Origin of the sequence: Echinicola strongylocentroti (genome assembly GCF_003260975.1) — a bacterium.
Classification (GTDB): Bacteria; Bacteroidota; Bacteroidia; order Cytophagales; family Cyclobacteriaceae; genus Echinicola; species Echinicola strongylocentroti.
The window spans coordinates 1,958,157-1,971,444 of record NZ_CP030041.1; the positions used below are offsets into that span (position 1 = coordinate 1,958,157).

The following is a 13,288-nucleotide window of genomic DNA, read 5'->3' on the forward strand; positions in this document are numbered from 1 at the left end:
TTCTATTTAAACGGAGACTCCTTTTCCTTTGCCATGTGATTGTAAACGATTCCATCCATGATTCCTGGCATCCATTTATTCAAAAACACAGCCAATTTCCCCTCGCTCGTCAATACCAAATCACGCTTCCGCTTCAATGTGGCTTTTAGAATATGCTGGGCCACCTCATCAGCGGTCATCATATCGTCTTCGTTTCTGGGAGATTCTCCTTGTGCCCCACCATCGGCGGTCAAGGCATTGTTTCGGATATTGGACGCCGTAAACCCTGGACAGGCCACCAAGATATGAACGCCCCTTTTCATTACTTCTGTACGAAGGGATTCCAAAAAACCGTTCATGGCATATTTACTGGCGGTATAAGCTGTTCTGGCTGGAGTCCCGCGATACCCATTGATGGACGAGACACCAATAATTGATCCTTTCTGATCCAAAATCTCGGGAAGACAATACTTGGTCGCATAAACAGTCCCCCAAAAATTGGTATCCATTACCTTATGAAAAACAGCCGTATCAAGCTCTTCAAATAGCGCACGCATGGATATACCCGCATTATTGATCAAAATATCAATCTTGCCAAAATGGTCTTTTACTTTTTTGGCCATATTTTTATTATCCTCTTCTACTCCGGCATCCGCTAAAACACCTATACATTCCACCCCCACTTGCTGCAGTTTCACTAGGGTATTGTCCACTTTCACTTGGCTCCTTCCAGTAATTGCCACCTTAGCCCCTTCCTTTCCAAATGCAATGGCGCATGACTCTCCTATACCTGAAGTCGCTCCCGTCACTATAACTACCTTATCCTTTAAATTCATTACTCTTTCCTTCTTTAAGCCTAAATATAATCATTTCGGTCAAATTGGTTAAAGGCTTATTGGTTCATTATAAAAACTAGCAAGAATATCCGCTGGTCAGGAAGCGACAACGACCCCGAGAGCGGCACCCCGATACGAAGAAAATTGATCTCGCTGGGCCCCTTTAGGCCTGTTTGGCTCCAGACAACGCTTATGGTTTTTCTTTTTTGCCCCAAAACAACATCTCTTAACCTCTCCGCCGCAAGGAAGAGTCTTCTTCTTTGTCCTTTTTTCTTGTCTCATATCTCAAGTCTCACACCTTGATACTTATATCTAGCTACTTGGTACTTTACTACAGTGATTCCATTGCCACAATTCAGATAATATGATTAATTTTGCAGCCTATGTCGAGAAAGATGAAAAATAAGGTTATAAAAAACCTTACGATAGAGCGGATTGCCTCTGAAGGCAAAAGCGTCACTCACTACGAAGGAAAAGTAGTATTTGTCCAAAATGTGGCACCAGGAGATGTGGTAGACGTCAGGATCAGGCGTGGAAAAAGCAGTTTTATGGAAGGTGAAGCCATCCATATTCACGAGTATTCCAAAGACCGGGTGGAACCTTTCTGTTCTCATTTTGGCGTCTGCGGAGGATGCAAATGGCAACATATCAACTATGACCTACAGATGGAATATAAACGGCAGCAGGTCGTGGACCAGTTTCAGCGGATAGCCAAAGTCCCCATTCCGGAAGTCTTGCCCATCATAGGCTCTGCCGAGACCCAGTATTATCGTAACAAACTGGATTTCACTTTCTCCAATAATAGATGGCTTACACGAGAGGAAATCGATTCTGGTAAGGAATTCGAAAGAAATGCCCTTGGTTTTCATATCCCCAAGAGATTTGACAAGATCGTAGATGTGGAGCACTGCTACCTACAGGGAGGGCCATCCAATGATGCACGGAATGCCCTTAGGGATTTTGCCCTTGAGAAAGGACTTACTTTCTTTGATATGATCAAGCAAGAAGGACTCCTCCGAAACCTCATCATCCGTACCAGCATAACGGGAGAAACAATGGTAATCGTGCAGTTTGGAGAAGATCATCCAGAGCAGATCGAACAGGTGATGACATTTCTTTCTGAGCGCTTCCCTGACCTCACCTCTTTACTTTATATCATCAACCTAAAAAAGAACGAGACTTTCCATGATCAGGATATCCACACCTTTATGGGGAGGGATTACATTATAGAAGAAATGGAGGGGCTCAAATTCAGAGTTGGCCCTAAATCTTTCTACCAAACCAATTCTAAGCAAGCTTATGAGCTGTATAAAGTGGCTCGGGAATTTGCTGATCTCAATGGAGATGAAGTAGTATACGATCTATATACGGGCACTGGGACGATTGCTAATTTCGTAGCCAAGAAAGCCAAACAGGTCATCGGTATCGAATACGTCGAAGCAGCGATCGAAGATGCCAAGCTGAATGCCAAGGAGAATGGCCTAGACAACACCCTGTTTTATGCAGGAGACATGAAGGACATGCTTACTGATGAGTTTATCGCGTCACATGCCGCGCCGGATGTCATCATCACTGACCCGCCCCGTGCCGGGATGCATGAAGATGTCATAAACATGCTCTTAAAACTATCGGCTCCCAAAATCGTTTATGTCAGCTGTAACCCTGCCACGCAGTCCCGTGACATTGCACTTTTGGGTGAAAAATATAATGTCGACATCGTACAGCCAGTGGACATGTTTCCACAAACCTATCATGTCGAAAACGTGGTTCTGTTGACATTGAAGAAATCATAAATTAACCAAAGTGGCCGTGGAACCATCATGGGCGAAACAGGCTGTCCACTGTAATCTGTGCGCCATGTACTTAGCTGGTCGGGATTTATAATCCCAAATAGAGATAATGAAAATGTGACCTCCAGCCGACCACAGGCCACGTACCGAGACCAATAACTTAATAACGAACAACCGGTAACTTAATAATTAACATCATGAGAGACGATAATGATCCGGAATTGAACGGCAAATATCTAGGGACTATCACCAAGGATTTTGTCAAAGTGGCCGAAACGCTAAAAGAGGCCTCTTACCAAGTACGCTCCAGAAAATTCTCTGAATTCCCCATCTTCCCTGTATGTAAAACAGACCAACCCATCGGGCAGCTCTTGATAGGCAATACAGATGTAAAGGTCGATTGGAATTATTATATCACCTATTTGGATGAATTTATCCAACGCAAACTGGTAGACCAAGAGGCCATCGAGAACTTCCAAGAGGCCTATAAAAACCCTGATGAATACTGCTGTCTCTTCGTAGTCGATCAGGACTTCACCAATTTCGTCTACATCCCCTACCCAAACGAATAAAACAGAAAGTCATCCACCTAAGGCGGATGACTTTACTTTTTTCAGTTATCTAGGAATATAAAAATTTGATTATACACTTTCCTGCCAGTAGATTTTATTTCTCACTGAACGCCCAGAATGAAATACGCCTTTTCTGAGATTTCCGTGGATTCTGTGAGAGCCTATTTAATATCTCTATGATCATTGGTCTCATTGCGGGTATACATATCGAAAATTATATCATCTTATAATTCACTCGTATTACCATAAATTTCACTGTTTCCTTCCGGTACGCATGGCAGGATTGCTATAGATTCTTCTCACATAACAACTGCTTACCTCAGCATCCAAATACCCCTCCAGCATATAAGGAGCATTATCATACACCCCAACACTTTCGCTTTCTAGCTGGTCATGGAAACCATTACCCGGTCCTACCGTATCTCCTCCATTAGTGGGATCTAGCATAGCATTGGATATGGTGGTGGTGGTATTTTCGGAATCATCTATTCCGTTTCCATTTACCACTTCTCCATCAATTACCTGTACCAATTGGCCCATTGTTTTAAAATAGCCAAACACCCCCGCTTCGTTGATATCCGGACAGCCATCGCCATCGCTATCTAAATCAAGGTGGTTGGGGACACTATCACCATCGGTGTCTATTCCTTGACACTGTGCTGATGCCAAAAACAAATCGAATAAATAGGCATGTATGTTAGCTACCACTTTTTGAATATCATCTGAAACTGTAGCACTCGAGCTATTATTCTTCATTATTGTTGCATCTGGTAACAATACCATATTTGATGTGCTTGACGATAACAACGTAGCTTTTCCATTTGCATCTGTCATTACTACATTATAATTTTCTGTTGCTGAAGATGCAGTTAATTGCACAGTTCCCGTTTGGTTAAAGGAGTTACCATCCCAATACCCATTGGTGATTACTGACTCCCCAACTGGGCCGTACGCCGTATTTGGATTATCGTTATTATTTTCTATGCGATACCCGAAATCTATAGCGTTATTTTGAAGTACCAATACAGCTTTGTTGTGGTCTTCTACCCATTGTTTTACAATTAAATTTAAACTAGTGGGTAGTTTTTCAGACGTATTACTTTCATCATTAAGCAAATCTCCATCAGTGCTTGACCCTAAGTAAAATACATCTATTTCATCATCTAACAACGTTTCTTCAGTTACCTCATTAATTTCATAAGGTATCATCTGTACATTAGGAATTTTATCATAAGTCCCTGCAGGTCCAAAGTTATCTGGATTGGTTAACATATTTTCCATTAATCCAATTTTTCCTGTAGTCGTATTTATATAACCTATTTTAAAATCACCTTGATCGGGGCCTACACAAACAAAGCCTTCATCGGCATCTAAAATGCCGTCATTATCGTCATCTAGGTCAATAGAGTCTACTATTCCATCTCCATCGCTATCTGAACAAGTAGAGTTATCTAATGCTATTGGGTTATATTTACTCACATAATCTGGAATACTATTTAAATTGGCATCTACTACATCTGCTAGCCCATCGCTATTAGTGTCCGTTGCCGTACCTGCTTGAGAAACGAATTTAAAGTTTGGGGTATTTACACCAGTAGCTCCTGCCTCAAACGCATCTGGACAACTGTCTCCATCACTATCTAAATCTAAGTGATTAGGTATTCCGTCAATATCTGTATCGATTTCTGTACAGTCATCTCCAATAAATGTATCCATCACAAAAGCCCAAGTATTTGCTATTACTTTTGTAGCATTGTTGGTATTCGGGTCTACTGTATTTGATTCTGCATTGTAAATTGTTGCATCAGGAAAAATAACCAGCTTTAATGCTGTATCTTTTATTACAGTAGGGTTATTTTCGCTATCTACCATAAGCACATCAAAGTCTCTTGTCGCTGAACTAATGGTCATTTTTACTGTTCCCGTTTGGCTAATTGAAGATACTGGCCAATACCCATAGGTGTATACATTTTCTCCTAGCTCTCCGTTAGGTGAATCTGGTGGCACATCGTTGTTGGTTAGAGTATAACCATAGTCTACTGCATTGTTTTGTAAGACAAAAAGACCTTTATCGTGAGTCTCTGCCCAATTTAAAAGCGTTGTATTGGTTGCGGTGGAAAGTTTATAACCACTAGCGGTTGAATTAGTTGCAGATGAGCCTGCGTAAAAAATATCGATATTGTTTGCCAACAGGTTTGCTTCGGTTATTTCACTAGAACTAAAAGGTACCAATACAACACCATTTATAATCCTATTATAGGTTCCGTATTTTCCGAAATTATTTAAATTTAATAACATATCTGTTGCCAAACCATTGTCTCCTGCACCAGAATCCTGGTATCCTATTATAATATTCCTGTCTAATTTCCCGCAAAAGTTACCTTCCGTCTCATCTAATACTCCATCGTTATCATCATCTATATCAATAGCGTCACAAAGCCCATCACCATCGGTATCTAAAGGATTTAGATCGCACAAGTCAAGTAATTCGAAATCTAGCATACTACACGCTCCTGCTTCTTTTGTATCTACCAAAATATTGTTGGGGTTTGACGCTTTGTAAGCTCCGCTATACCTTGGCTGTAATATCAGTTTAGGAAACTCAGTGTATATGGTTACATTATCTATCCATACATATTCTGTATCTCCCGTTCCAGTTCTAAATTGAACAATTACATTACTTGCCCCTGCATATTCATTTATATTAATATCCTCACTTCGAATAGGCTGATCATCTATATCTCCATCGGTATAGGTGTATATCGTAGTATAAGTAGCTCCATCGTCTGTAGATATTTCTACAAAAAACTCATCTGAGGCATCAAGGTTGTTTTCAGTATCAAAATCAAAACTTAAATAGGCAGTGCTCAATTTCGATAAGTCGACTGCTCTGTATATTCGTGTACCATTGTGCATAAATATATGCTGAGAAGGTAAATTGTCATCTGAATTGCTCCCCGTTGGAGTTCCTGAATTCGAGCTATTACTTTGGCTCCAATCAGCATCTAGCCACGCATTATAATCTCCTGAACTATTATCATCTCCAGAAAATACATTCCCTGAAAAATCATCTTGTATGGTAAAATAATAGCTTTTATCATAGCTGTATGCTCCTAAACTATTTGAAGGGACGCTATTGATTACCCGATCTCCATCAGATATTTCTCCATTATCATCAAAATCTGCATATATTTTCACTTCTATTCCTTCTATAGGATTACCGTCGCTATCTGTTATAGTTCCCGACAACGCATCACAATTATTACAAGCCTCGGATACCTGCCCTATATTTTGGCTAGTTCCTAATGTTTGCCCACTACTTGTGGCTACTGTTGGCACCCCATTGGCGTCTACCTCTGTAGTTGTTAAGTTTTCGGTAACAGGCCCTGCAAAACCTACATAGTTATCTCCTTCATTTCCACCATCAATGCTTGAAGCTTCTAAAGCTGATAATGAAAAATCACTTCCCCCCTCTGCTGCATCAGGACAGCCATCGCCATCACTATCTAGATCAAGGTGATTGGGAATCCCATCATTATCATCATCACAAGGAAATAGCCCAGAACCTCTTGCAAAAGCTACCCTATCTATGATATAATCATTTTCAGTACCGCCATGACCTGCATTCATAAAGAGTAAATAATAGTTCCCTTCTGTAGGCACAGTAAATGATCCTGAAATTGTTATATAATTTGGTGTTGCACCATAAGAAGGTAAATTCTGAAGTGGAACTGAACTTAAAACAGCTTCTACTTCATCAGTATCCGCATTGTATAATTGCAACGTACAGTCTTGATCTTCAACTGCACCGTATCCTCGAAGCCCAGCATCATAACTAAACCTATAGGTCACCCCGGGTACAAGTTCTTCATTTAACCTAGTTACCAAGGCATCTGTAAGGCCATTTAGTTCCATTAATGCATTTAAGGTACCCGAATTTGCATTGTCCCCTTCAAGTTCATTAAATAAACCTGTGGTAAGGGTTGAGTTTTTTTGAGTTGACCAATAATAAAATGGATACCCCCCTGTGGAAGTCTCATAATTTGATGAGCTGTTTGAATAATACCAATTTGGAGTAGCTGGATCAACAACAAAACCTCCTCCGTCTACTAAATTTGTGAAAGCTGCAGGACATTCTACCTTATCCAAAATACCATCATTATCATCATCCAGATCACATGCATTTAAGACACCATCTCCATCAAAATCATCACAAAGCCCTTGCCCTCCTATTACTCCTGGAGATGGACATCTATCGCAAGCCAAGGTTGCTGAGGGTAATGTCCCATCCAGCTCACCACTAACCAATTCTCGTGAATATTCCCTATTGCGATCGCTAAGACCATCAAACATATTTAAACTTCCACGACCAACTAACCCGATCGTATTTCCCTTTTTCCCATTTAGTATGTTAACATCAGGTCTTGGCATACCAGACACTGATGTTAACACCATGAGGATAAGGGTAAAAAACACCTTATAGATTACTTTATACATAAATTTTATGTTATAGTCTATTTTTTATAAAAAGGCTGTTACTCTTTCACCACAAATACAATGTTCATAAATGCGCCTTCATACACCTCTACTCCATCGATGACATCATAAGTCAGTACATCAGCCTCGGACACCTTTACATTTTCAATACCTACCTTACCCATTTGATAGATGTCTTGGTTATTTTCAGTTGCTTTATTTGTTTGTAGTTCTAGAAATTTGCCAAGGCTCCACCACATTAGAATGTACCCAAGCAGCAGCATCTGTACCGGGATCACCATCAGGATTTCCCCTAAAGATACACACTATTCAGTTAGTTTCGTCAACATACACTCACCGGCTTTTCCAACAGCCCGTTATCACTCGGGTTGCCTGCGTGACATCGAAGCTCTTCTCCGTTCCGTCAACAGCCGTGTGCGTTACCTTACCGTCAACTACCGTCATGGTATCAAATGCTAGTAGTTTACAACCACTTGTACTACCATAAATTTCACTGTTTTCTTCCGGTATGCATGGCAGGATTACTATAGATTCTTCTCACATAACAACTGCTTACCTCAGCATCCAAATACCCGTCCAGCATATAAGGAGCATTATCATACACCCCAACACTTTCGCTTTCTAGCTGGTCATGGAAACCATTACCCGGTCCTACCGTATCTCCTCCATTAGTGGGATCTAGCATAGCATTGGATATGGTGGTGGTGGTATTTTCGGAATCATCTATTCCGTTTCCATTCACCACTTCTCCATCAATTACCTGTACCAATTGGCCCATTGTTTTAAAATAGCCAAACACTCCTGCTTCGTTGATATCAGGACAGCCATCGCCATCGCTATCCAAGTCTTGGTAATCTGGTAATCCATCCCCATCGGAATCAATAGATGTACAAGTGGGCTCATCACTTATTTGGGTAATATCTCCTAAAAAAATCACTTCAGGTATAACGTTACAATACCCATTAAGCCTCTCGAAGGTGATGACAACTTTTACAGTACCAGATGGTGTGCTTGGAGTAAAAGTATTGTATTTATAATCCTTTTCTGTAGGCTGACTATGGTAGTTCCAACCCGTTAATGAAGCGGTTCTTACCAATGTATTGTTAAGATAAACTCTAGAGGTTATCCTTACATTTGAAGTATTTTCATCTATTCCATGTCCACCATTTACATTAGAGTATAAAAGTCGGTGCCGGAAAGTAGTCTCCTTATCTGTGGGCAGACCCGAATAATTATACGTAACACTATAAGTACCTGTTATATCATTTTGTGTTTCCAAATACCCATCTGAAAAATTGGTATAACTATTTTCCAAATTACCACAAAACGGTGTACCCTGGGCGGGGATGGTATTTGTTCCACTCTCCAACACAGTATTGAGTGTGTTTGTCGTACAAACCAAGCCTTCATCCGTATCTAATATACCATCATTATCATCATCCAGATCACATATATTTAAGACCCCATCTCCATCAAAATCATCACAAAACCCTTGCCCTCCTATTATTCCTGGAGATGGACATCTATCGCAAGCCATGGTTGCTGAAGGTAATGTCCCATCCGCTTCACCACTAATCAATTCTCGTGAATATTCCCTATTGTGATCGCTAAGACCATCAAACATATATAAACTTCCACGACCAACCAACCCGATCATATTTCGCTTTTCCCCATTTAGTGTGTTAACATCAGGTCTTGGCATGCCAGACACTGATGTTAACACTATGAGGATAAGGGTAAAAAACACCTTATAGACCTCTTTATACATAAAGCTTATATTTTATGTGATAGTTTATTTTTATAAAAAGACTGTTACTCTTTCACTACAAATACAATGTTCATAAATGAGCCTTCATTTACCTCTGCCCCATCAATAACATCGTAGGTTAGGACTCCGGCCTCAGACACCTGTACATTTTCAAACAGTCCCTCGTCAAACCAAGTAATATGATACTCCAATTCATCAGCAGGAAGGATTGGAATACCTTCTACCGCATTGGCGCTACTTACCATGGGCGTCCCAAACTGTACCAAGTATTTTGAATAGAGATCAATAGTCCCGAAAGTATCTCCGGACTCTACTTGGTCTTCATTAACAGGTATCAACACAGAAGGCATAAAGAAAAACTTCTGTAACATCGCTTTCAAGGTCTTTAACGTACCATCAGCGGCGGCCACCACCACGCGGTCCTTTTGACCATCAGCGGCAGATTCTAGCGTACCTCTGTAAGTATCTTCTGTATCTGTTGGATTGATATCGTCCACCTTGACACCGCCATCACTTACATGCAAGCGTTCCGTAGGAATATCATTTCCAACACCAATCTTACCCATTTGATAGATGTCTTGGTTATTTTCAGTTGCTTTATTTGTAGTCCCAGACACTTGCCAAGGCTCCGCCACATTAGATTGCACCCAAGCAGCATCATCTGTACCGAGGTCACCATCAGGATTTTCTACAAAGGTATACACTGTTCCGTTGGATTCGTCGACATACACATCTCCGGCCTCTCCGACAGTCCCGTTTTCACCAGGGTTGCCAGTGCCGCTCCGCGTAACATCAAAGCTCTTCTCCGTTCCGTCAACAGCCCGGTGCGTTACCTTACCGTCAGCTACCGTAATGCCGTCAGTGGTCTGTTCCCACTCTCCCGTATCAGGGTTGATGACATAGGTCGCTCCCGTGCTGTTGTCGATGTAGACATCGCCGGCCTCACCGGGCGTACCGTTGTCGTTCGGGTCACCTTCGTCAACAGTGATCAAATCTCCTTCACCGCCTACTTTTGTCCATGCTGTCCCGTCGTGGGAATAGACATCACCGGTCGACTCGTCGACATACACATCTCCGGCCTCTCCGACAGTCCCGTTTTCACCAGGGTTGCCAGTACCGCTCTGCGTAACATCAAAGCTCTTCTCCGTTCCGTCAACAGCCCGGTGCGTTACCTTACCGTCAGCTACCGTAATGCCGTCAGTGGCCTGTTCCCACTCTCCCGTATCAGGGTTGATGACATAGGTCGCTCCCGTGCTGTTGTCGATGTAGACATCGCCGGCCTCACCGGGCGTACCGTTGTCGTTCGGGTCACCTTCGTCAACAGTGATCAAATCTCCTTCACCGCCTACTTTTGTCCATGCTGTCCCGTCGTGGGAATAGACATCACCGGTCGACTCGTCGACATACACATCTCCGGCCTCTCCGACAGTCCCGTTTTCACCAGGGTTGCCAGTGCCGCTCCGCGTAACATCAAAACTCTTCTCCGTTCCGTCAACAGCCCGGTGCGTTACCTTACCGTCAGCTACCGTAATGCCGTCAGTGGTCTGTTCCCACTCTCCCGTATCAGGGTTGATGACATAGGTCGCTCCCGTGCTGTTGTCGATGTAGACATCGCCGGCCTCACCGGGCGTACCGTTGTCGTTCGGGTCACCTTCGTCAACAGTGATCAAATCTCCTTCACCGCCTACTTTTGTCCATGCTGTCCCGTCGTGGGAATAGACATCACCGGTCGACTCGTCGACATACACATCTCCGGCCTCTCCGACAGTCCCGTTTTCACCAGGGTTGCCAGTACCGCTCTGCGTAACATCAAAGCTCTTCTCCGTTCCGTCAACAGCCCGGTGCGTTACCTTACCGTCAGCTACCGTAATGCCGTCAGTGGCCTGTTCCCACTCTCCCGTATCAGGGTTGATGACATAGGTCGCTCCCGTGCTGTTGTCGATGTAGACATCGCCGGCCTCACCGGGCGTACCGTTGTCGTTCGGGTCACCTTCGTCAACAGTGATCAAATCTCCTTCACCGCCTACTTTTGTCCATGCTGTCCCGTCGTGGGAATAGACATCACCGGTCGACTCGTCGACATACACATCTCCGGCCTCTCCGACAGTCCCGTTTTCACCAGGGTTGCCAGTGCCGCTCCGCGTAACATCAAAGCTCTTCTCCGTTCCGTCAACAGCCCGGTGCGTTACCTTACCGTCAGCTACCGTAATGCCGTCAGTGGCCTGTTCCCACTCTCCCGTATCAGGGTTGATGACATAGGTCGCTCCCGTGCTGTTGTCGATGTAGACATCGCCGGCCTCACCTGGTGTACCGTTGTCGTTCGGGTCACCTTCGTCAACAGTGATCAAATCTCCTTCACCGCCTACTTTTGTCCATGCTGTCCCGTCGTGGGAATAGACATCACCGGTCGACTCGTCGACATACACATCTCCGGCCTCTCCGACAGTCCCGTTTTCACCAGGGTTGCCAGTACCGCTCTGCGTAACATCAAAGCTCTTCTCCGTTCCGTCAACAGCCCGGTGCGTTACCTTACCGTCAGCTACCGTAATGCCGTCAGTGGCCTGTTCCCACTCTCCCGTATCAGGGTTGATGACATAGGTCGCTCCCGTGCTGTTGTCGATGTAGACATCGCCGGCCTCACCGGGCGTACCGTTGTCGTTCGGGTCACCTTCGTCAACAGTGATCAAATCTCCTTCACCGCCTACTTTTGTCCATGCTGTCCCGTCGTGGGAATAGACATCACCGGTCGACTCGTCGACATACACATCTCCGGCCTCTCCGACAGTCCCGTTTTCACCAGGGTTGCCAGTGCCGCTCCGCGTAACATCGAAGCTTACTTCCGTATTGTTCTCGGAGGTGTAAGTATACGTACCAACGCCATTGTCAACCAAGGTAGTCACCGTCTCGTACTCTTTTACAATCTCTTCTATATTGATAACGTGCTCATCACCTTCTTCATCCGCATAGGTAATATTATCACCATCATAGTATACATTTCCGCCAACGTTCTTGATCAGCTCCGTGATGGACTTATTTACAGTCTCATTGTTGACGATATCCCCAAATTTCTTGATTACATCAGCAGGCACGTTTATTATAGTCTCCAGTCCCACTTCGTTCGTATAGGAATACGTTCCATCACCGTTATCCACGAGTGTAGAGGTTGTTTCATCCAATAAGGATTCAATGCTAATCTCTACTAAATCTCCCTTTTCATTGGTATAGCTAAATGAATCACCGTCATAGTAGACATTCCCTCCATTTTTCTCAATAATCGTTACCAGTTCGTTCAGAATCTCAACATTGTTAATGATCTCGGTAAAATTATTCACAACGTCAGAAGGAACATTTATGATAGTCTCCTCTCCATTCTCATTGGTATACAGGTATGTTCCATTCTCCTTTTCTTCCAAAGTAGAAGTTGTTTCCTGCAATAAATCACTGATGGCTATATGTACCAAATCCCCCTCTTCATTTACGTAGAAGAACTGATTTTTTTCGGGATCAAAGATCACATTATTGGCATCATCACCAGTAGATTTCAACCCCATCCACTTATTTTCAAACCAGTAATAATAACCTGGCGAAATCAAATCGCTATCAGTGGTATTAAAAACCAATAAGCTCTCTACATTTCCTTGGGATATCGTTTCGTTATCCGTAACGCTCACAAGGGCTATCCTTGGGATCAACACCCCCCTATCCGATGAAACTATCTCAAGTTGAGATGATGGGTTTGGTGTGGTTGTCCCTATCCCTACTTGAGCATTTGCATACCCTGCTCCTAGGCAAAACAGCAACACTAAAAGTAAATTTTTCATGCTCATATTATTTTGTTCAAATTTC

General features: G+C 43.2%; 7 protein-coding genes. 2 read left to right on the top strand and 5 right to left on the bottom strand.

Going from position 1 to position 13,288, the window contains the following annotated elements; all coding sequences use genetic code 11:
- Nucleotides 1-2 precede the first annotated feature (2 nt).
- Complete coding sequence (locus tag DN752_RS07395) at nucleotides 3-815, bottom strand: SDR family oxidoreductase (protein WP_112783358.1); 813 nt, start codon at nucleotides 813-815, stop codon at nucleotides 3-5.
- Nucleotides 816-1,198: 383 nt separating this feature from the next.
- Here DN752_RS07395 and rlmD point away from each other — a divergent pair, with 383 nt between their 5' ends.
- Nucleotides 1,199-2,608 (top strand): 23S rRNA (uracil(1939)-C(5))-methyltransferase RlmD, encoded by a 1,410-nt coding sequence (rlmD, locus tag DN752_RS07400; RefSeq protein ID WP_112783359.1) that lies wholly within the window; start codon nucleotides 1,199-1,201, stop codon nucleotides 2,606-2,608.
- Between the two features lie 194 nt (nucleotides 2,609-2,802).
- The gene (locus DN752_RS07405) at nucleotides 2,803-3,177 is read left to right on the top strand and encodes a hypothetical protein (RefSeq protein WP_211324176.1); all 375 of its coding nucleotides are present in this window, start codon (nucleotides 2,803-2,805) and stop codon (nucleotides 3,175-3,177) included.
- A gap of 252 nt (nucleotides 3,178-3,429) precedes the next feature.
- Here DN752_RS07405 and DN752_RS07410 read toward each other — a convergent pair whose 3' ends face one another.
- The 4 genes from DN752_RS07410 to DN752_RS07425 form a co-directional block, all read right to left on the bottom strand.
- Nucleotides 3,430-7,674: a hypothetical protein gene (locus tag DN752_RS07410; protein ID WP_112783361.1), complete on the bottom strand. Its 4,245-nt coding sequence runs from the start codon at nucleotides 7,672-7,674 to the stop codon at nucleotides 3,430-3,432.
- Between the two features lie 38 nt (nucleotides 7,675-7,712).
- A complete protein-coding gene (locus DN752_RS25140) occupies nucleotides 7,713-7,838 on the bottom strand; it encodes a hypothetical protein (RefSeq protein ID WP_262511697.1) in 126 nt (41 codons plus the stop codon).
- Nucleotides 7,839-8,164: 326 nt separating this feature from the next.
- Entirely contained in the window at nucleotides 8,165-9,442 is a 1,278-nt protein-coding gene (locus tag DN752_RS07420) for a hypothetical protein (protein ID WP_112783363.1), read from the bottom strand.
- Nucleotides 9,443-9,486: 44 nt separating this feature from the next.
- Entirely contained in the window at nucleotides 9,487-13,263 is a 3,777-nt protein-coding gene (locus DN752_RS07425) for a hypothetical protein (protein ID WP_112783364.1), read from the bottom strand.
- Nucleotides 13,264-13,288 lie beyond the last annotated feature (25 nt).

What these genes read in the sequence shown, in the direction of transcription:
- DN752_RS25140 (WP_262511697.1), bottom strand. Translation starts at nt 7,838, where the DNA reads ATGGGTAAGGTAGGTATTGAAAATGTAAAGGTGTCCGAGGCTGATGTA.
- rlmD (WP_112783359.1), top strand. Translation starts at nt 1,199, where the DNA reads ATGTCGAGAAAGATGAAAAATAAGGTTATAAAAAACCTTACGATAGAG.
- DN752_RS07395 (WP_112783358.1), bottom strand. Translation starts at nt 815, where the DNA reads ATGAATTTAAAGGATAAGGTAGTTATAGTGACGGGAGCGACTTCAGGT.
- DN752_RS07410 (WP_112783361.1), bottom strand. Translation starts at nt 7,674, where the DNA reads ATGTATAAAGTAATCTATAAGGTGTTTTTTACCCTTATCCTCATGGTG.
- DN752_RS07405 (WP_211324176.1), top strand. Translation starts at nt 2,803, where the DNA reads ATGAGAGACGATAATGATCCGGAATTGAACGGCAAATATCTAGGGACT.
- DN752_RS07425 (WP_112783364.1), bottom strand. Translation starts at nt 13,263, where the DNA reads ATGAAAAATTTACTTTTAGTGTTGCTGTTTTGCCTAGGAGCAGGGTAT.
- DN752_RS07420 (WP_112783363.1), bottom strand. Translation starts at nt 9,442, where the DNA reads ATGTATAAAGAGGTCTATAAGGTGTTTTTTACCCTTATCCTCATAGTG.